Origin of the sequence: Cupriavidus sp. 2SB (genome assembly GCF_005503625.1) — a bacterium.
Lineage (GTDB): Bacteria > Pseudomonadota > Gammaproteobacteria > Burkholderiales > Burkholderiaceae > Cupriavidus.
In genome coordinates this window covers 76,325-96,044 of sequence record NZ_SCMX01000004.1, presented here as the reverse complement: position 1 = coordinate 96,044, position 19,720 = coordinate 76,325, and the positions used below count along the sequence as shown (strand labels likewise).

At 62.1% G+C, this 19,720-nt stretch carries 14 protein-coding genes; 9 read left to right on the top strand and 5 right to left on the bottom strand.

The window, feature by feature from the left end; all coding sequences use genetic code 11:
• The first annotated feature begins 12 nt into the window (after window positions 1–12).
• Window positions 13–2,397: a TonB-dependent receptor gene (locus FFS21_RS03125; RefSeq protein WP_137923478.1), complete on the top strand. Its 2,385-nt coding sequence runs from the start codon at window positions 13–15 to the stop codon at window positions 2,395–2,397.
• Window positions 2,398–2,551: 154 nt separating this feature from the next.
• Here the strand turns inward: FFS21_RS03125 and FFS21_RS03120 are convergent, their stop codons facing one another.
• Both FFS21_RS03120 and FFS21_RS03115 read right to left on the bottom strand, forming a co-directional pair.
• Window positions 2,552–3,607 (bottom strand): bifunctional UDP-4-keto-pentose/UDP-xylose synthase, encoded by a 1,056-nt coding sequence (locus tag FFS21_RS03120; protein ID WP_137923477.1) that lies wholly within the window; start codon window positions 3,605–3,607, stop codon window positions 2,552–2,554.
• 36 nt (window positions 3,608–3,643) lie between these two features.
• Window positions 3,644–5,380, bottom strand: a complete 1,737-nt coding sequence (locus tag FFS21_RS03115) for a glycosyltransferase family 39 protein (protein WP_171020313.1) — start codon at window positions 5,378–5,380, stop codon at window positions 3,644–3,646.
• Window positions 5,381–5,630: 250 nt separating this feature from the next.
• Here FFS21_RS03115 and FFS21_RS03110 point away from each other — a divergent pair, with 250 nt between their 5' ends.
• The 5 genes from FFS21_RS03110 to FFS21_RS03090 all read left to right on the top strand — a co-directional run bounded on the left by FFS21_RS03110 (window position 5,631) and on the right by FFS21_RS03090 (window position 12,128).
• Window positions 5,631–6,368: a response regulator gene (locus FFS21_RS03110; protein ID WP_137923476.1), complete on the top strand. Its 738-nt coding sequence runs from the start codon at window positions 5,631–5,633 to the stop codon at window positions 6,366–6,368.
• A complete protein-coding gene (locus tag FFS21_RS03105) occupies window positions 6,365–7,747 on the top strand; it encodes an ATP-binding protein (RefSeq protein ID WP_137923475.1) in 1,383 nt (460 codons plus the stop codon). The genes FFS21_RS03110 and FFS21_RS03105 overlap by 4 nt, the downstream gene beginning before the upstream one ends.
• 239 nt (window positions 7,748–7,986) lie before the next feature.
• Entirely contained in the window at window positions 7,987–10,239 is a 2,253-nt protein-coding gene (locus FFS21_RS03100; protein WP_137923474.1) for a TonB-dependent receptor, read from the top strand.
• A gap of 114 nt (window positions 10,240–10,353) precedes the next feature.
• Window positions 10,354–11,040 (top strand): Fe2+-dependent dioxygenase, encoded by a 687-nt coding sequence (locus FFS21_RS03095; protein WP_137923473.1) that lies wholly within the window; start codon window positions 10,354–10,356, stop codon window positions 11,038–11,040.
• Window positions 11,041–11,045: 5 nt separating this feature from the next.
• Window positions 11,046–12,128, top strand: coding sequence for an alpha-hydroxy acid oxidase (locus FFS21_RS03090; RefSeq protein ID WP_137923472.1), 1,083 nt, complete (start codon window positions 11,046–11,048; stop codon window positions 12,126–12,128).
• 95 nt (window positions 12,129–12,223) lie between these two features.
• Here the strand turns inward: FFS21_RS03090 and FFS21_RS03085 are convergent, their stop codons facing one another.
• Window positions 12,224–13,804, bottom strand: a complete 1,581-nt coding sequence (locus tag FFS21_RS03085) for an isocitrate lyase (RefSeq protein WP_137923471.1) — start codon at window positions 13,802–13,804, stop codon at window positions 12,224–12,226.
• Between the two features lie 404 nt (window positions 13,805–14,208).
• Complete coding sequence (locus tag FFS21_RS03080; RefSeq protein ID WP_171020312.1) at window positions 14,209–15,645, bottom strand: CAP domain-containing protein; 1,437 nt, start codon at window positions 15,643–15,645, stop codon at window positions 14,209–14,211.
• Window positions 15,646–15,905: 260 nt separating this feature from the next.
• Between FFS21_RS03080 and FFS21_RS03075 the strand changes: the two genes are divergently transcribed.
• Both FFS21_RS03075 and FFS21_RS03070 read left to right on the top strand, forming a co-directional pair.
• On the top strand, window positions 15,906–16,511 hold the full coding sequence (locus tag FFS21_RS03075) for a PAS domain S-box protein (RefSeq protein ID WP_137923469.1): 606 nt from the start codon (window positions 15,906–15,908) through the stop codon (window positions 16,509–16,511).
• Between the two features lie 122 nt (window positions 16,512–16,633).
• Complete coding sequence (locus FFS21_RS03070) at window positions 16,634–17,422, top strand: SDR family NAD(P)-dependent oxidoreductase (protein WP_137923468.1); 789 nt, start codon at window positions 16,634–16,636, stop codon at window positions 17,420–17,422.
• A 37-nt stretch (window positions 17,423–17,459) separates the two neighbouring features.
• On the opposite strand, the gene FFS21_RS03065 is transcribed toward FFS21_RS03070, so the two are convergent.
• Window positions 17,460–18,194, bottom strand: coding sequence for a GntR family transcriptional regulator (locus FFS21_RS03065; protein ID WP_137923467.1), 735 nt, complete (start codon window positions 18,192–18,194; stop codon window positions 17,460–17,462).
• A 127-nt stretch (window positions 18,195–18,321) separates the two neighbouring features.
• Here FFS21_RS03065 and pcaB point away from each other — a divergent pair, with 127 nt between their 5' ends.
• Window positions 18,322–19,695: a 3-carboxy-cis,cis-muconate cycloisomerase gene (gene pcaB, locus FFS21_RS03060; protein ID WP_137923466.1), complete on the top strand. Its 1,374-nt coding sequence runs from the start codon at window positions 18,322–18,324 to the stop codon at window positions 19,693–19,695.
• The last annotated feature ends 25 nt before the right edge of the window (window positions 19,696–19,720 follow it).

The following is a 19,720-nucleotide window of genomic DNA, read 5'->3' as shown; positions in this document are numbered from 1 at the left end:
AGGTCCCTGTCGATGAGCTATCGCGCGGTCTTCGGCGCGATCGTTGCCACGATGCTCGTTGCCGTGGGCACGCCGGCATGCGCGGCTGCGGAATCCGTGCGCGACGGTGCAGCGGAGGTGCGCTTGTACGCGATACCGCCGGGGCCACTCGACAAAGTGCTGATCCAGTTTGCGTCGGCTTCGAAGATCGATCTGGTCTTCGAGGCTGACGCGCTGCCCAAGCGCCAGAGTGCCGGGCTGGCCGGGCGCTTCGGCGTGCTCGAAGGCATACGCAAGCTGCTGGAGGGCACGGATCTTGGTGTAGTCGATCTGCGCGACGGCGGTTATGCGATCCGCAGGAAGGCGGGTGCTTCCGCCAATGGTGTGGACGCACCCGTGATACTCCCTACCGTGACGGTGTTTGGCCGGCGCACGCCCGTGCGGGTTGTTGAAGGAGGCGAGGCTGGTCTGGGACTGCTGGGCAATGTCGATGCATTCGACGCGCCCGTCAGCACGCGCAGCTTCGATGCACGTGCCATCCAGGACCTCCAGGCGTACAGCGTTGCCGATGTGGTCGAGACTGATGCGTCGGTGCGCTCGGTCAGCAAACCAGGCGGCATTCTCGACGCCTTCACGATTCGCGGATTTCCCTATAGCAACGGGAATTTCGGGGAGATCGCTTTCGATGGGGTCTATGGCATCGCATCGAACTATCGCGTGGCCACCGGCTATGTCGAGCGCATCGAACTGATCAAGGGGCCGACCACGCTGCTGTACGGCATGTCGCCGGGCGGTGCCATCGGCGGAGCCATCAACATCGTGCCGAAGCGCGCGGAAGAAGATCGTACCGAAGTCGGCGTGGACTACGGCTCGGCCAATCAATTCGGCACCTCGGTCGATGTCAGCAAGCGGTTCGGTGACGATCGGGAAATCGGGGTGCGTGTGAATGGCGGGTATCGGGCGGGAGACACCGCGCTCGACAATCAGCATCGCAGTGCAGGCTCGGGAGCGCTGGCGCTCGACTATCGCGGCAGCCGCCTGAAAGCGAGTCTCGATGTGATCGGCCAGCACGAAACAATCTCGGCGCCGTTCCGGCTGGTGCATATCGTGCCCGGTATCGCAGTGCCGGCCGCGCCCGACGGACATCGCAATATCTCCCAGCCTTGGGAGACCTCGCGCATCAACGATGGCTCGGTGCTCGCCCGCGTGACCTACGACGTGGACGATCGCTTCCAGCTCTATGCCTATGCGGGCGGTGGCCGCACGCGCGTGGCCCGTGTGTTCCCTATCACGCCGACCATCCTCAACGGGACCGGCGATGTGTCGGTCTTCGATACGAATTACCGGTTCGAGGTGGATCGATCCAGCGCGGAGGCCGGTGGACGCTGGAACTTCGACACCGGCCCGCTGAATCATCGGCTCGCGCTCGCGCTGAGCGGCTACCGGGATCAGCTCAACCGGGGGCTGGTGAATTCATCGATCACCTCGCTCACCAACCTCTATGCGCCGGTTGCCTTGCCGCAGCAATTCATTCCCGAACCGGCCAGCGTCCCCAAGGTGTCTTCGACGTTGCTCACCGGCATCTCGCTGGCTGACACCATAGCCATGCTCCATGGCGCGTTGCAGTTCACGGCCGGTTTGCGCTACCAGCGGATACGGTCCGACAACTTTAGTCCGGATGGCGGCACCATCGCCCAGTACGACAAGGGCGCCATCTCGCCAATGTTCGGTATTGTGTTTTGGCCGAGCCAGTCGGTATCGCTCTATGCCAACCGCGTCGAGGGCCTGAGCAAAGGCGAAGTGGCGCCGACGAGTGCCTCGAATGCAGGAGAGGTGCTTGCCCCGTATCGCACGACGCAATACGAAATTGGCGTGCGGTTTGCGCGGCAGCAGTTGGCGGCCAGCTTGAGTGCGTTCCAGATCAGTCGGGTTAGCGGCGTGATGTCGGGCACGCGCTACGGTGCCGATGGAGAACAGCGTAATCGTGGACTGGAGTTCGCGGTGCGCGAAGAGTTGCTGCCCGGTGTGCGCCTTAGTGCCAGTGCCATGTGGGTGGATGCCGCGATTACCGAAAGCCCGGCATTGAGCGGGAAGCGCCCCATCGGCGTGCCGTCATGGCAAGCCAACGTTGGCGTGGAACTGGATGCGCCACCCGTTCCGGGACTGACCTTCACGACGTTCCTGACCTACAGCGGATCGCAGTATGTGGAAGCGTCCAATACGCAGCGCATCCCGTCGTGGACGCGATGGGATCTCGGCCTGAGATATCGGCTGGAAGGCGGGCGTTATCCCACTACGCTGCGCCTTGCCGTGCGCAATGTCATGAACCGGCGTGGATGGGTGGCCGTGGATGCGTATGGCGGGTTGGCGCAGGCTGATCCGAGGACGGTGTTGGCTTCGGTGACGGTGGGGTTTTGAGGTGGGTATTCAAACACTGCTGGTTTGCTCCCCTCTCCCATGTCATGGGAGAGGGGAGCAAACCGAGAGATGACGTCGAACGTCTTCTGGCGGAGCGCCGCGCGCAGCGGTCAAATGTCCAAAGTGTCCATACACGACATTTGTACCGTGCCGTTCAATTGCCCCCCACCAACGTCCGCGCTTCCACCACCTTGTCGCGATACGCTTCGAAGATCCGGCGCAGCGCCTGTTCCATGTTCAGTTCAGGCTTCCAGCCCAGTTCCTCGATGGTGTTGTCGATCTTCGGCACGCGGTGCTGCACGTCCTGGTATCCCTTGCCGTAGAACTCGCCCGACGAGGTTTCCACAATCCTGGTCTGCTGCGCGTACTCGGCGTACTCGGGGTATTCGGCAGCCATCGACAGCATCATCTCTGCCAGTTCGCGCACGGAGTGGATATTGGCCGGGTTGCCGATATTGAAGATCTTGCCGCTGGCCACGCCGTTCTTGTTCTCGATGATCTGCATCAGCGCCGAGATGCCGTCCGAGATATCGGCGAAAGCCCGCTTCTGGGCGCCACCATCGACGAGCTTGATTGGCTCGCCGCGCACGATGTGACCCAGGAACTGGGTGACCACGCGCGAGGAGCCTTCCTTCGATTCGAAGATCGAGTCCAGCCCGGCACCAATCCAGTTGAACGGACGGAACAGCGTGTAGTTCAGGCCCTGCTCCATGCCATAGGCGTGAATCACGCGGTCCATCAGTTGCTTGGAGCAGGCGTAGATCCAGCGCGGCTTGTTGATCGGGCCGTAGACCAGCGACGAGGCTTCGGGGTCGAACTCGTCGTCCGTGCACATGCCGTAGACCTCGGAGGTCGAGGGGAAGACCAGGTGCTTGCCGTACTTCACGGCGCTGCGCACGATGGGCAGGTTGGCTTCGAAGTCCAGCTCGAACACACGCAGCGGGTTACGCACGTAGGTGGCCGGGGTGGCGATGGCCACGAGCGGCAGGATGACATCGCACTTGCGGATGTTGTACTCGACCCACTCCTTGTTGATGGTGATGTCGCCCTCGGAGAAGTGCATGCGGGGGTGGTTCACCAGATCGCCAAGGCGGTCGGAGGCCATGTCCATGCCGTAGACCTCCCACGAGGTGGTTTCGAGGATGCGGCGCGTCAGATGGTGGCCGATGAAGCCATTGACGCCGAGGATCAGGACTCGCTTTTGCTGCATAAGAAATTCAAAAAAATGGAGTGAACAAAAAAGAATTCAGCGGGAGGGGAGCGGTACGGGCCTGTTGCTCACGACCACCCGGCGCCAGTCGCGGTCCACGACGTAGAAGCGCAAGGCTGGCGAGAGTTCCAGGTAGGTCTGGGGCGACATCACGGCGAGCGCCGGAGCCTTGCCGGCCCAGTCCTTCGCAAACGTGGCAATGTCAGGCACCGCACGTTGCGGTTCCATCTCGGTGCCGAAGGTCAGTTCGTCCGCCGAGCCCACCATCGTCAGCGGATGCCCCACATAGAACGGCAGCGTATGGTCGAGCATTTCCACAGCGTACAGCTTCATGCCGGGTCTCAGCACCTGCTTGATCTGTGGCGCGAGGCTGGCGCCGGACGCCGGGCCGCCGACCGTTTCATGGCCGAGCAGCGCCACGGTGAAGCCGACGTACATCCCGAGCGCGTACACGGCCACGCTGCGCAGCACGCCACGATGGAGCAAGAGGAACGAGACGGCGATGGACAACAGCATCAGCACAAATGCCAGCGCGGCCCAGATCGCATAGGCGCGCCAGAACATGTTGGGCGTGTGGTTGGCGTTGAGCGTGGCCACCACGGGGCTGGCCAGCAGGCCACAACTGGTCAGCACGGCCATGCCCATCAACTGCTTGCGCCATGCGCGGGCGTCGATCTTGTCGAGCGCCACGCCCGCCAGGATGCCCAGTGCCGGAAACACGGGCACGATATAGCCGGGCAGCTTGGAATGCGACAGGCTGAAGAACGTGAAGATCGCGATGGCCCAGACCCCGGCCATCAGGGCCGGGCGGAACGTTGTCCGGCGATGCGCGGCGGGCAGGCGGATGGCGGCCCAGATGCGCGGAAACAGGCCGACCCATGGCAGGAATCCACCAAGAATCAGGGGCACGAAGTACACGATCGGTCCGCCCCGCGCATGCAGGTTGGAGGTGTAGCGCTGCCAGTGCTCGTGGATGAAAAAGAAGTGCAGGAACTCGGGATTGCGGGTGGAAACCAGATAGAACCACGGCGCACTGATCGCCACCATGAGCGCGGCACCAGGAAGCAGGTACAGGCGTCGCCACAGGTTCCAGTCGCGCGTGATGCAGGTATAGACCACAAGGACCAGGCCCGGCAGTGCGATACCGACAAGACCCTTGGTCAGGATCGCCACCCCCATCGCCGCCCAGCTCGCCAGCATCCATGTCCTGCGTTGGGACGCGGTGTTATCGGGGTGCTGGGCGATCAGCATGCAGGCCAGGATGCATGACATGACGCCGGCCAGGGTCATGTCGAGCGTATTGAAGTGCGCCGCCACGCTCCACATGGGCGCGGCCAGCAGTGCCAGTCCCGCAAACGCTGCGGCACGCACGCCGAACCAGCGCCAGGTGGCAAGCATCGTCATGACAATGCCCAGCAGCCCGGCCAGTGCCACGGTCAGACGCGCCTGCCATTCGCCGATGCCGAACAGCGCGTAGGCGACCGCCGTTGCCCACATATGGAAGGGCGGCTTCTCGAAGTACTTGAGTGCGTTGTAGCGGATGGTCACCCAGTCGCCGGTGGTGAGCATCTCGCGCGAAATTTCTGCGTAGCGGCCTTCGTCCGGACCCACCAGATGGCGCAACCCCAGCGTGCCAAACCAGAGTACGAGCGCCACGCCGACAAACACCGCAATCCACATCAGATAGGCGTTGCCCGTTGCGAGCGGCCGATAACGGGGCAACGGTACGTCATGCGAAATAAGCGGGGGGCGCTGGGCCTCTCGTTGCAGCATCGATGCGTGTCAGGAAACGGTGATGTCGATCGCGACGGACCCGTGAGAACACAGGCCGGCACGTTTTTCCCGAGACTATCGAATGGACCTTAATCGAACATTAAGCTGTGTGGTTTCCAACACCAAAGCATCAGACCGTGACAGGAACGGCGCGCTTGCGTGCTCCCTGTACGGCGCCAGGCGCGTCGGCGCGGCATAGTAGTTAAGCTAGAATCGCGGGAAATGATTCTTATTTGTAAGTTCGAGGGGTATGGACGCGCGTCCCAGCATTCTGATCGTCGACGATCACATCAATATTCGTGACCCATTGGCCACATACTTCCGCCGCTTCGAGTTCGAAGTCGAGACCGTGGGCGACGGCAAGGCCATGCGGCAACGGCTGGAGGAACGTTCTTTCAGCCTGATCGTGCTGGACATCATGCTTCCCGGCGAAGACGGCCTGTCGTTGTGCCGCTTTGTGTCCGAGCGTGTGGGCACGCCAGTCATTCTGCTGACGGCGGTGGCCGAACAGGCCGATCGCATCGCAGGCCTGGAAATCGGCGCGTCCGACTATGTGGTGAAGCCTTTTGATCCGCGCGAGCTGGTGGCCCGGATTCGCAGTGTGCTCCGGCGCAATCGACCCGCGGAACATCGCGATATGGCGCTTCCTCCTGCGCAGCCCGAGTATCGATTCAGCTTTGGCGGATGGACGTTTGATACGCGATCCCGCGAACTCCGGAACCCCTCCGACACCGATGTGCCGATCAGCACCGCCGAATTCCACCTGCTCCGCGCGCTGGTGGAGAACGCCAATCGTGTGCTGAGTCGCAGCCAGTTGCTGAATCTCACGCAGCGGTCCGATACCGCCACATTCGATCGCAGCATCGACAGTCAGGTCAGCCGCCTGCGCAAGAAATTGGAGCCGGACCCCCGGCGTCCGGAAATGCTGAAGACGGTGCGCGGCGACGGCTACCTGCTGACGAGCCGGGTGCTGGCCGAGCCGGTATGAAGTGGTTGCCGCGCAGTTTGTCGGGGCAACTGATTGCCCTGTGGCTCCTCGCGCTCGTTGCCGCGCACGTGATTGCCGTGGTGGCGCTGACGTGGTGGCGCGCGGACAACGCGACTATCCATCCGCTATCGATTCGCACCATCGAAACACGCGTGCTGTCGGCCTATCGGGTAGCCGAGCGCTCTGCCGACGCCGAGGCCGTGCTCAAGGACATCAGCCTGCCCGATACCACGTTCACGCTGGCCATCCATCCCTTGGCCGGCTTTCCGGAGACTGGCGAACAGGAAGCGGCGATAGCCAAGCGACTGCGCACGTTGCTGGGGATATCGAACGATGTGCCGGTGTATGTGCGGCTGGAGCGGGTGGGGCCGGGCGCGCTCGAAGGCGGGCGTCCCGCGCACCGGAACGGGCTCGACCATGCGTTCCGGAGCGATCACGCATGGGGACTCGACATCGACGTCAGGCTGCCGAATGGTCAATGGCTGTTGAGCCGCAGTCTGCCGACGATGTTGCCTGCGCACTGGTCGCGCGTATTGAGTTTCTCGTTGCTCGTGGGCATGTTGCCCACCGCGCTGATCGCGCTGCTGTTTGGCCGTCGCATCATGCGTCCGCTCAGGAATCTGACGGAAGCATCGAAGCGCGTGAGTCGTGGCGAACAGGTCATCCTGCCCGCGCCTGACGGACTCAGCGGCATCCGCGAGATTACGCAGGCATTCAACGACATGCAGGCCAGTCTCACGCGCTTCGTGAACGGCCGCACGCAGATGGTGGCGGCCATCGGCCACGATCTGCGCACCCCGCTGACGTCTTTGCGCATTCGCGCGGAGTTCATCGATGATGAACCGCTGCGCGATGCCATGGTGCAGACGCTGGACGAGATGAGCATCATGGTCGAGGAAATCCTGGGCTTTGCGCGTGACGATGCCCTGCGCGAGCCGACGCAAGACGTGTGCTTCGAGGAACTGGTCCGAGAGGTAGTCGATCAGCAGACCATTCAGGGACGATCAGTGAGCTTCAAGAGCGAACTGGCCTCTGACGTGTTGTATCGCTGCCGCCCGGTGCATCTGAAGCGTGGACTGGGCAACATCATCGACAATGCGACGCGCTTTGGCGAAGTTCGCGTCAAGGTCCGGTCCGATGCGGTACCGGGAGCGTTGCGCATCGAGGTGGATGACAGCGGGCCGGGTATCGATCCCGAACATCTGGAGCAGGTCTTCGAGCCGTTTGCGCGGCTCGATGCGGCCCGCAGCACCGAGACCGGCGGTCTCGGCCTGGGCCTGGCGATTGCACGGTCGTGCATTCGCGCGCATGGCGGCGATGTCACGTTGCATAACAGGGAGACGGGCGGGCTGCGTGCCGTCATCGAACTGCCTGCCTAGTCCGGGTGGCGGCAACCGGACTGTGGCGAAAGCTGGCAGCCGTTCCCGTGCTGCCACACTTCGCCACAATTCAACAAATCCCAGCAACACCAAATAGTAATCATTCGCATTTTGACGGGTATGCCCGCTGTCTGGCGGCGTCGATTTGCGGTGATGACCTCTTTTGACGGGGAGGGTGATTGCTCCAGCGAAGGCTCGGCTGCACGTCAAGACCGAATGTCCTTCCTCTGGAGTTTTCCGTGCAGCAAAGAAAAATAGCCAATGCCATCCGCCTGCTGGTCTCGGGTGCGTCCGCCGGTCTCGTCCTGTTCCCGCTCGCCGTCCATGCCCAGTCCGCCACCGAATCGGTATCCGGCGCGGCCAGCGGCAACGTGCTGCCGCAGGTCACGGTCACCGGTCGTGGCATTGAAAACACGAACGATGCATCGCTCGGCATTTCGCGGCTGCCGGAAACGGTCAAGGAAACGCCCAAGACCATCAACGTGGTGCCGAGGGAAGTCATCGAGCAGCAGCACGCCACGTCGCTGGAGCAGATCCTCAAGAACGTGCCGGGCATCACGATCTCCACAGGCGAAGGCAACGGCGGCCAGAACGGCGACCAGTTCCGGATTCGCGGCCTCTCGGCCAAGGGCGATATCTACGTGGATGGCCTGCGCGATTTTGGCGCGTACAAGCGCGATGCGTTCAATACGGAAAGCGTCGAAGTCATCAAGGGGCCGTCGGGCGAGAGCTTCGGCGTGGGTAACGTGGGTGGCCTGATCAACCAGACCACCAAGAAAGCCAACCTCAACACCAGCACCAGCATCGATCAGGGTATCGGCTCCGATGCCACCTATCGCACGACGCTGGACAGCAACTTCAAGCTGAACGACACCTCGGCGCTGCGCATCAACGGCATGTTCCAGAACGGACGCGTGGCCGACCGCAACAACGTGGACGACGACCGTCGCGGCGTCGCCATCGACTTCGGTACGGGCCTGGGCACCAGCACGGAATGGCACCTGAACTATTCGTACCTGCATCGCAGTGGCGCGCCCGATTTCGGCGTGCCGCTGGCAGCGGGTGCCGATGGTGTATTGCGTCCGCTCACGCAGTACGGCATGCCGGGCATCTCGTCGTCCACCTCGTACGTGCGCAACACCGACCGCGATACCACCGATGCGCACATCGTCTCGTCGAACTTCTCGACCCGGCTCGATAACGGCATCACCATCAGCAATGACACGCGCTTCAGCTTCTACGAGCGCGATTTCTCGTCAACCAATCCGGCCTCGCTGACGTACGCCAACCTGCAGACGCTGCTGTCGGGACGCAACGTCGCGCTGCCGTATGGCGCGGGCGGAGGCACCACCTACCTGCAGCGCGGCTGGGGTGTGCAGAACGTGTTGAGCGCCAAGGGCGAGTTCATGACCGGCAGCATCCGCCACAAGGCGATGGTCGGTCTCGACACGATCTACCAGCGAGATCATCGTGACCAGGGTAGCTGGACGGGCCGCAACAACAACCAGACCGTGGTCAACTCGGTGTTCTACAACAGCCCGAATGCGACGGTTGCCTACAACAACACGCGCGACGCCAACGCCACCAACGTGGGCGTGTTCATGAGCGACCGCGTTTACTTCAACGACCAGGTCTCGCTGCTGGGCAGCTTGCGCTGGGACTACTTCCGCAGCGAATACGCCACCAGCGCATCGACGCTGGGCGGCAGCGCAGACTCGAAGAAGCTGAGCCCGGCCATCAGCGCCATCTGGGAGCCGACCAAGGACTACATGTTCTACACGTCGTTCTCGCGCACGTATCGTCCGGTGGGCACCGACATCGCCGTGGCAGTGGGCGGCGTGGGTTCCGAAGTGCCGCAGAACGGCTTCAGCAACGAGCCGGAACGCGCGGACACCATCGAAGTGGGCGCCAAGCTGGACTTCCTCGACAAGCGGCTCGGCCTGACCGGTGCGCTGTTCCAGACCAAGAAGAGCAATGCGTACACGGTGGACCCGGCCACCGGCGACATCACCAATGGCTTCTCCGATTCTGGCGAAGGCCGGCGTATTCGTGGCGTCGAGCTTGGCCTGAGTGGCCGTATCGTCGGTGGCTGGACGGCTAGCGTGGCGTATGCCTATCTGAACGGCGAAGTCACGTCGGCCTCCACGGCGACAACCGTCGGCAACACGGCGCCGGGCGTGTCGAAGCACAACATCACGCTGTGGACGGCGTATGACATTCCGCACACGCTGCTGCCGGTGCCTGGCCAACTGACGATCGGCGGTGGACTGCAGTACGCCACGGGCTACTGGGCGGATTCGGCGAACACCGCCAAGATGCCGGACAACTTCTCGCTCGACGCAATGATCGCGTACAGGCAGGGCAAGTACCGTATCTCGCTCAATGGCTACAACCTGACGAACCATCTGAACTATCAGTCGTCGTTTGGTGCCGTGCGTGCGGTTCCGACTTCACGTCGGACGGTGCTGCTGAACGTTGGCATGACGTTCTGATCACGGGCAACTGCGTGGCGATTGTCGGGCTTTGCGCAGACGCAAGGCCCGGGGGGGCGGAGCCGCTACCATACGGAGTCCGCGCCCCTCCACCTGCTTACCTCCGAACGCATCATGCTCGTACAGATTCCAGATGTCCTGACGCCCGAACAGATCCGCTATTGCAGGGAACGGCTTGAACGCTCGCCATGGGTGGACGGGCGCGTCACGGCGGGCGATCTCGCTGCCAAATCCAAACACAATCTCCAGTTGCCGGTGGACAGCGCCGAGGCCCGTGAACTCGGGGAACTGATCCTTACCGTGCTCGGTGGGAACGCCACGTATCACTCTGCGGCATTGCCGCTGCGCGTGTTGCCGCCGATGTTCAATCGCTACGACACCGCGATGACGTTCGGCAGTCACGTGGACAACGCGATCCGCACCGTGCCGGGCTCGGGCGGCATGCGTATCCGTGCCGATGTATCGAGCACGCTGTTTCTCTCCGATCCCGATGAATACGAGGGTGGCGAACTGGTCATCAAGGATCTCTATGGCTCGCACACCGTCAAGCTGCCGGCGGGGCACATGGTGGTCTATCCTTCGTCGTCGTTGCATGAGGTCACGCCCGTGACCAGAGGTGCGCGCTGGGCATCGTTCTTCTGGGCGCAGTCCATGGTCAAGGATGATGGGCAGCGCAGCATGCTCTACGAACTGGATCTCGCGATCATCGATATTCGCCAGCGGCTCGGCGATGACCAGGCATCCGTGCTGGCATTGGTCAACCACTATCACAACCTGCTGCGTCGCTGGGCCGAACTGTGAGCAGCATGCACATTCCCCCTGACACCGTTTCGCTGAACGACTACGAACGTCGCTTCCAAGAACGCGTGGACGCGCCGATACGGGCCTACATCTCGGGCGCCGCCGCCGATGGCGTGACGCAGCGCGACAACCGCACCGCGTTCGACCGGGTCAAGCTGATGCCGTGTGCGTTGGCCGATTTCTCCAATGCTTCCGCACGATCGATTCTGCTGGGTGAAGTCCTCGAATCGCCCATCCTGATTGCACCCACCGCGTATCACAAGCTGGTGTACCCGGCGGGCGAGCTGGCAACCGCGCAGGCCGCATCGCTGACGCGCACGTGGATGACGGTCAGTACGCAGGCCAGCACGCCGCTTGAGGAAGTGGCGCGCATCGGCAGTGCACCCGTCTGGTTCCAGCTCTATTTCCAGCCGCGATGGGAAGACACGCTGACACTGGTGAGACGGGCGGAAAACGCGGGATACAAGGCGCTGGTCCTGACCATCGACGCCACGATCAGCGGCGTGCGCAATATCGAACAACGCGCGGGCTTCCGGTTGCCGCCCGATGTCCGCCCCGTCAATCTCGATGGCATGGCGCCGATGCCGACATTCGATGCGCGCAACGGCAGTCCGGTCTTCAAGGGGTTGCTCGACAACGCGCCCACGTGGGCCACCCTGCAGGCGCTGTGCCGTGAAACCCGCTTGCCCGTGGTGGTGAAGGGCCTGCTCAATCCGCTGGATGTGCCGCGCGCCATCGAGGCTGGTGCGGCAGGCATCATCGTGTCGAATCATGGAGGCCGCACGCTCGATACCGTACCGGCGACGCTGGATTGCCTGCCGGGTGTGGTGGCGGCGGTCAACGGCGCAGTGCCTGTACTGCTCGATGGCGGTGTCCGACGCGGGACCGATGTGTTCAAGGCCATCGCGCTCGGCGCCTCCGCCGTTATGATCGGTCAGCCCGTGTTGCATGCACTGGCCGTGGGTGGCATGCCGGGCGTAGCCCACATGCTGACGTTGCTGCAAACCGAATTCGAAATCGCCATGGCCCTGATGGGTTGCGCGACGCTCGATGCCATCGATCGGTCGAAGGTCATCACGGCGCTGTAGGTCCTGCCATATGTCGATGCGATCGATGCAATAAAAAAACGCCAACCCGAGAAGGTTGGCGTTTTTCTTGGAACGTACTACCGGAACAGACGCGATCAGAACTGGTTCATCGTGTTGTCCTTGCCCGCTGCCTTCAGGGCGGCGTCGCCGCTGAAGTATTCCTTGTGGTCGTCACCGATGTCCGAGCCGGACATGTTCTGGTGCTTCACGCAGGCGATGCCCTGGCGGATTTCCTTGCGCTGCACGCCAGCCACGTAGCCCAGCATGCCCTGGTCGCCGAAGTATTCCTTGGCCAGGTTGTCCGTGGACAGTGCGGCGGTGTGGTACGTCGGCAGCGTGATCAGGTGGTGGAAGATGCCGGCTTCGCGTGCGGCATCGGCCTGGAACGTACGGATCTTCTCGTCGGCTTGCTTCGCCAGTTCCGTGTTGTCGTACTCCACGCTCATCAGTTGGCTGCGCTCGTAGGCCGACACATCCTTGCCTGCGGCTTGCATCGCGTCATAGGCTTGCTGGCGGAAGTTCAGGGTCCAGTTGAACGACGGGCTGTTGTTGTACACCAGCTTGGCGTTCGGGATCACCTTGCGGATTTCCTTGACCATGTTGCCGATCTGCGCGATGTGCGGCTTTTCGGTTTCGATCCACAGCAGGTCGGCGCCGTTCTGCAGCGCGGTGATGCTGTCCAGCACGCAACGTGCTTCGCCCGTACCGGCGCGGAACTGGAACAGGTTGCTCGGCAGGCGCTTCGGACGCAGCAGCTTGCCATCGCGCTTGATGATCACGTCACCGTTGCCCAGTTGGTCCGGGGTCAGTTCTTCGCAATCGAGGAACGAGTTGTACTGGTCGCCCAGGTCGCCCGGCGTGTGGGTCACGGCGATTTGCTTGGTCAGGCCGGCACCCAGCGAATCGGTACGCGACACGATGATGCCGTCGTCCACGCCCAGTTCCAGGAACGCGTAGCGAATGGCGCGGATCTTGGCCAGGAAGTCCTCGTGCGGCACGGTGACCTTGCCGTCCTGGTGGCCGCACTGCTTCTCGTCGGACACCTGGTTTTCAATCTGGATGCAGCAGGCGCCGGCTTCGATGAACTGCTTGGCCAGCAGGTAGGTAGCTTCTGCATTGCCGAAACCAGCGTCGATGTCGGCGATGATAGGCACCACATGCGTCACGTGGTTGTCGATCTTTTCCTGGATCGCAGCCTTGGCAGCGCCGGTGGCAGCGTCCAGTTCGCGGAACAGGCCACCCAGTTCGCGGGCATCGGCCTGGCGCAGGAACGTGTACAGCTCGCGGATCAGCGCGGTCACCGACGTCTTTTCGTGCATCGACTGGTCCGGCAGCGGGCCGAACTCCGAGCGCAGCGCAGCGACCATCCAGCCCGACAGGTACAGGTAACGGCGTTCGGTGCTCTTGAAGTGCTTCTTGATGGAGATCATCTTCTGCTGGCCGATGAAGCCGTGCCAGCAACCCAGCGACTGCGTGTACTTGGACGAGTCAGCATCGTAGGCGGCCATATCGGCGCGCATGATCTTGGCCGTGTACTTGGCAATGTCCAGACCCGTCTTGAACTTGTTCTGGGCGCGCATGCGTGCGGCGTATTCGGGATTGATGGCATCCCAAGCGCTGCCCTGCATTTCCTTCAAACCAGCAACTGCCTTGATGTCGTCTTGATATTGGGCCATGTGTCTCTCCTAAGGGCTTGAGCGCTTCCGCAAAAAGTTTTTGGGGGTGCTTCACGGTTTGTCGAAGCGAACCGCATGGACAAAATTGTAGTCCTCGCTTGATGCGTTGCAACAAGGTCTTATATAAGACATAAGACTTAATTTATCGTTATATTTCAACGGGATAGCTCTTGTATTTCGCGATGTGGAACGATTTTTCAGGCCACGAAAACATCGCGCCGGAGAAATCCGGCGCAAATCCCGCAATGTGAAACGTACTTTCAGGTGTCGAAGCGCGGAGGTCAGGCGGCCATGCGTTCGGTCACCTCGCAGGAAGGTCCGTCGGTAAGGGCGAGCTGGTCGGCCAGTTTGCGCAATTCGAGCGGATCGGGGCGAATCCGCAGCCAGAGTGAACGGCTGCGCGGCTAGTGAATGTGGCTGCGCACGAGGAACGATCCCCAGACCCAGCCTCCCTCGACGCGGCACCAGTCGTCGGCCTTGCATTCGTAGAGGCGCAGGATCTGGCCTTGTCTGAGGATGCCGATTACCCGACCGACGCCGCCTGGGATGTCATAGAGATCGACGTCCGAGATGATGGACGTGTTCGTCTGGGGCGAGGTGCTTCGGCCCAACGCCATCATCGGGGCCAGTCCCTGGATCGGTTTCGGCACGTTCTGCGCCAGCACGCCAGGTTCTGCGGCATTGAAATTTCCGGTCGGGTCATATTCGCAGGCCCAGAGCGTGCCTTGCGTCTGACCCTGCGAGCAGGTGTTCTTGGCGCAGCCCAGCTTCGTGGTCGCGCGCCATATCACCTGAGTAAAATGGCCAGTCACTTTCTTGGGGTTGTTCGCAGGGTTGCAGGCGTCTCCGAATACCGATCCCGAATCGTCTTCCCCCGCCAGTTTCGGGGAGGGGTTGTCGAAGTTGTAAACATTGCTCTCGCAATACCACTGCCGGGCAGCTTCCTTCGCGGTGCGGCTGGGCCAGCCGAACGAGAGATTCTCGCCATAACGATAATTGGGATCGGTCCCACATCCGCGCGGACTCTGGTGGCAGAAATACTCGTCGTTGTTGGCGTTCTTGGCCTTGTGACAGCCGGCCACCCATGCCTTCGCGTTATTGGCCAGTTCGGTCGACCACGTCAATGGCGCCACGCCGTGCCTGGCGCGATAGGTATTGTGCTCGGTGCACATTTCCAGGTCGTCGCCGGACAGGCCCGCGCATCCTGTTCCGGTCGACCCGGTTGATCCGGTCCCAGGTCCTGTACCGGGAACCACCTGCGCGAAAGTGCCGCAAATCAATCCCAACGCATTGACGTGCCGGCCGTATCGACCTTGCACACCGACGGCCGCCTCGCCGTTCGGGCACGGCTGAATCTCGGTGGGGAAACGGGAAAATCCCGGAGGCTCCTGACCGAGCCTGAAATTGCTGCGATCCGGGCCAGTGGTGGAGCGGCAATTCAGATCGATGGTCAGGACCTGACGATTCCCCTCAGTGAATAACATGCCGAGGCCCGACACGATTTTGCCGGCGCCGCACGTACCTTGAGAGGGGCCGCCCCCATTTCCGCCGCGCGTTGGCCCATTCGACTGCGTGCCGATCGAACCGTCAGGGTTGATGGCGCCGCAGGTAATCGACATCTGATCTATCCACGCACCCGAACGCACGCGCATGCCAATCAGGAACTGGCCGGCAGGGCATACATCCCGGGCACTGGAGTCGCCGCCTCCGCCCACCGGCGCATATTCCTTGGCGGCGAGGGCGGGAATGGAGTGGAAGGCCGTGAGCCAGACCAGAAGGATCATCGAAACGATCGCAATCCGGTTTGGCGAGGTGGTGTCTGCTGCCGTGCGCGTTGTCATCGCAGGCCCCCCATTTGTTGTTTCTTGTTCTTGCACGCGGGACATGTGGATGCGGGTCCGGGCAATGGCTCCAGCCTAGAAACGCGCGTTCGAAATGCAAATGCACTTCGCTTCCATCTGATCTGCAAGACGTTTCAACGATAGATATCTGTCGGGGTGTTGCTGTGCGGTGAACGGCGCATCAAATATCGTGCGGCGGTTCTGATACCGAATCATTCTGTGTAATATCGCCATTACTCAATTTCTGACCTGACCGGGGTATGGCGGATCTTTCAGGCGAATCGTCGCTGCTCGAGATCGCGGATCGTTCGATCCAGAATGTCTTCCTGGTAGATGCCTCCGGGAAGATTCAGTACGTCAACCGGAACTGCTCGGCCACGCTGGGTTTTGCGGCGTCCGACCTCATTGGTCTTCCCATCCTTGATCTCGTGGTCCCGGGCGATCGTACAAAGACGCTGAACGAGGCCCAACAAGTCCTGGCCGGCAAGCGTCGCGAGGGATTCGAAAACCGCTATCAGCACCGCAGTGGTGCCGATGTTCATTTCCGATGGTCCGCGCGATGGCTGGAAGCCAACCAGCTACGACTCGGCATCGCCCAGGATGTCACGGACCTGCACCACAATCGCTGCGGCTTGCTACTGCCCGATACCGTGGTGGACGCATTGGCGTCTTCCGAACGCGATGTGCTTTTTCTATTATTGACGTCGGCATCCGAAGCGCAGATTGCGGATCGGACAGGCATGAACCAGCGCGAGGTGCTGACGTGTGTTGCCAGCATCTATCGCACGCTCGGTGTCAGAGGCAGGCTGGGATTGTTCACGCTCTGCCTGGGCGGACTGGAGTCCGCGTCGCCGCATGGTGGCTAGCGTGATCGATGGTTGTGCTTCAGTAGTGACGCATTTGGCGGCCTGACGCATCAGGCAAATCAAGCGGACCGAACGCGGAAAGGCCATGTGTCCTGTCCCATCGCCGCACAGAAAGGATGGATATGGACTATCAACTTCAAGGCAAGTTGGCGCTGGTCAGCGGATCGAGCAAGGGTATCGGATTTGCCATCGCGGCAGGACTGGCACGCGAAGGCGCGGAAGTCATCCTGAACGGGCGATCGGATCGTTCCGTGGCCGAGGCGCTCGATAAACTGGCGGCCACGGTGCCCAACGCGCGCGTGCACGGCTATGCAGGCGACCTGTCGACCGTTGCAGGCGTGGAAGGTTTGGTCGCAAAGTTTCCCACGGTCGACATCCTCGTCAACAACCTCGGGATGTTCGACCCCAAGCCGTTCGAGGACATCCCCGACGCTGACTGGCAGATGTTCTTCGACGTCAATGTCATGTCTGGTGTACGGCTGTCGCGCGCCTACCTGCCTGCGATGAAGAAGAAAAACTGGGGACGCATCGTATTTATCAGCAGCGAGAGCGGCGTTCAGATTCCCGTCGAGATGATCCACTACGGCATGACCAAGACCGCACAGCTAGCCATCTCGCGCGGCTTGGCGGAATCGTGCGCGGGCACGGGTGTCACGGTGAATGCCGTGCTGCCAGGACCGACAAGCTCGGAAGGCGTCAGCGATTTTGTGGAGAAGCTGTCCGGTGGCCAGTCGTTCGAAGCCTTCCAGAAGCAGTTTTTCGAACAGGCTCGTCCCTCGTCGCTGCTGAAGCGCTTTATCACACCGGAGGAAGTGGCGAACCTGGTCGTCTATGTCTGCTCGCCCGCATCGGCGGCCACCAATGGCGCGGCATTGCGTGCCGATGGCGGGGTGGTGCGCTCGGCGTTCTGACGTTGGCCCGAGTCCGCGCCGAGGCCATCGGCGCGGGTTACCCCGCGGTGCGCTTCATGCGCGTGGTGACCGAGAACGTCTCTGCCGGATGGATCGTTACGGATACCTCGAACGTTTCACCGGCCTCATCGAAATAGCGACGCACGATCTTCAGGACCGGCGCGCCCAGTTCGAGCCCAAGCGCATCGCCAATGCGCGCATCCTGCAGCGTCGAGGCGCGCACCTCCTGTTCGATCTCCGCAATCGGGCGGCCATGACGTGATTCGATCAATGAGCTGACCAGCACGTCGGGTGTATCACGCACAGTGGCTCCGATATCGGCATAGCTGGCATCGACATAGATGTCGGTCCACGCCATCGGCGCAGCACTGTCACCATCGTCCAGCCGGACGCTGGAAATGCGCAGCCACTGCGTATCGGGTGCGCCGCCCAGGTCGGCTGCCACTTCGGCTGGCGCGGTCACAGTCTCCACCGACTGCACCACGCGGCGGTGCGCTTCACCAAACTGCATCAGGTCTTCCACCGACGCCAATGTCGGCTTGAACACGGCTTTCGGCCGGGTGGCCTCCACGCGCGTGCCCACGTTCTTGCGGCGCGACACCAGCCCCATGTCCTGCAACTCCTGCAACACCGCCCGAATCGTGTAGCGGCTGGCCTGGAATTGCTCGCATAGCTCGAACTCGGTAGGCAGCAGGGCGCCTACCGGGAAACGGCCCGTGGTGATGCCGTCCAGCAGCGCGCGGCTGATCTCTGCGGAATTTGTCTTGCTCATTGGCCCTTTCACTGCACGTGCACCATTTCAGGGTTAACACTGATTTCTCAAATATGTTCGAACATATTTAATGGCGTATATGTTCGAACATATACGAATTTCTGCACGATTGCCACAAGGTCGCACCATGCCCAACTACACGATTCCCGCCGCCAGCACCGTTGTCGATTCCGCGTTGTTCCGAGATGCCTTCGGCACCAAGGCCATGCGCGAGATTTTCTCGGACGGCGCGCTGGTCCAGCGATACATCGACGTCGAAGTCGCCCTGGCCAAGGCCGAGGCCCGCGTCGGCGTCATTCCCGCGGATGCCGCCGAAGCCATCGCCCGGGAATCGCGCATCGAGCGGATCGACTTCGACCACATGCGCGAGGAAACCGACATTGTCGGCTATCCGATCCTGCCGCTGGTGCATCAACTGGTGGAAATGTGCGGTGAAGCCGGTCGCTACGTCCACTGGGGTGCCACCACGCAGGACATCATGGACACCGCCGTGGCGCTGCAGGTGCGCGATGCGCTCGACAGCATCGATGCCGATATCCGCGAGCTGCGCCGCATCCTGGCCGACCTCGCCGTGAAGCATCGCGATACCCCGATGGCTGGCCGTACCCACTTGCAGCAAGCGCTGCCGGTGACGTTCGGCTACAAGGTGGCGATCTGGCTGGCGATGTTCGATCGCCATCAACAGCGACTGGCCGAACTGCGCCCGCGCGTGGCCGTGGTGGAGTTTGCCGGTGCTGCCGGCACGTTGGCGTCGCTGGGTGACAAGGGGTTCGACGTGCAGCGTGCGCTGGCTCAGGAACTGGATCTTGGGGTGCCGGCAACCACCTGGCACGTAGCACGTGACGGGTTTGCCGAAGCCGTGAACCTGCTGGCGCTGATCACCGGATCGCTCGGCAAGATTGCGCTCGACATCATGATCATGGCCTCCACGGAATTCGCGGAGGTCTACGAGCCTTTCGTGAAGGGGCGGGGCGCCAGCAGCACCATGCCGCAGAAGCGCAACCCGATTTCGAGCGAACTGATGCTTGCCGCATCCAAGGCCGTGCGCCAGCACGCCGGGCTGATGGTGGATGCCATGGTGCAGGACTTCGAGCGCGCCACCGGCCCGTGGCATGCCGAGTGGATCGCCATTCCCGAGAGTTTCATCCTGACTGCCGGCGCACTGCATCAAGCGAAATTCGCGCTGGGCGGCCTGATCGTCGATGTGCCGCGCATGGCGCAGAACCTCGGCATTTCCAAGGGTTTGATCGTGGCCGAGGCCGTGATGATGCGCATGGCGCCCCATATCGGCCGCCAGCAGGCGCACGACGTGGTCTACGACGCTTGCCGCACCGTGAACGAGAAGGGCGGCACGCTGGCCGAAGCACTGCTCGCATTGCCCGCTGTCACGCAGCACTTCGACCGTGCGGCCATCGAACACATGGTGGACCCGGTGAACTATCTGGGCCTGGCACCGCAAATGGTGGATCGCGCCATCGCGCTGTCTGGCGAAGTGGCCTGAGGGCCGGCATTCGGCTACCCGTCCA

Excerpts from the sequence above, each read along its gene's own strand:
- FFS21_RS03125 (WP_137923478.1), top strand. The coding sequence starts at position 13 with ATGAGCTATCGCGCGGTCTTCGGCGCGATCGTTGCCACGATGCTCGTT.
- FFS21_RS03120 (WP_137923477.1), bottom strand. The coding sequence starts at position 3,607 with ATGCAGCAAAAGCGAGTCCTGATCCTCGGCGTCAATGGCTTCATCGGC.
- FFS21_RS03115 (WP_171020313.1), bottom strand. The coding sequence starts at position 5,380 with ATGCTGCAACGAGAGGCCCAGCGCCCCCCGCTTATTTCGCATGACGTA.
- FFS21_RS03110 (WP_137923476.1), top strand. The coding sequence starts at position 5,631 with ATGGACGCGCGTCCCAGCATTCTGATCGTCGACGATCACATCAATATT.
- FFS21_RS03105 (WP_137923475.1), top strand. The coding sequence starts at position 6,365 with ATGAAGTGGTTGCCGCGCAGTTTGTCGGGGCAACTGATTGCCCTGTGG.
- FFS21_RS03095 (WP_137923473.1), top strand. The coding sequence starts at position 10,354 with ATGCTCGTACAGATTCCAGATGTCCTGACGCCCGAACAGATCCGCTAT.
- FFS21_RS03090 (WP_137923472.1), top strand. The coding sequence starts at position 11,046 with ATGCACATTCCCCCTGACACCGTTTCGCTGAACGACTACGAACGTCGC.
- FFS21_RS03085 (WP_137923471.1), bottom strand. The coding sequence starts at position 13,804 with ATGGCCCAATATCAAGACGACATCAAGGCAGTTGCTGGTTTGAAGGAA.
- FFS21_RS03080 (WP_171020312.1), bottom strand. The coding sequence starts at position 15,645 with ATGACAACGCGCACGGCAGCAGACACCACCTCGCCAAACCGGATTGCG.
- FFS21_RS03075 (WP_137923469.1), top strand. The coding sequence starts at position 15,906 with ATGGCGGATCTTTCAGGCGAATCGTCGCTGCTCGAGATCGCGGATCGT.
- FFS21_RS03070 (WP_137923468.1), top strand. The coding sequence starts at position 16,634 with ATGGACTATCAACTTCAAGGCAAGTTGGCGCTGGTCAGCGGATCGAGC.
- FFS21_RS03065 (WP_137923467.1), bottom strand. The coding sequence starts at position 18,194 with ATGAGCAAGACAAATTCCGCAGAGATCAGCCGCGCGCTGCTGGACGGC.
- pcaB (WP_137923466.1), top strand. The coding sequence starts at position 18,322 with ATGCCCAACTACACGATTCCCGCCGCCAGCACCGTTGTCGATTCCGCG.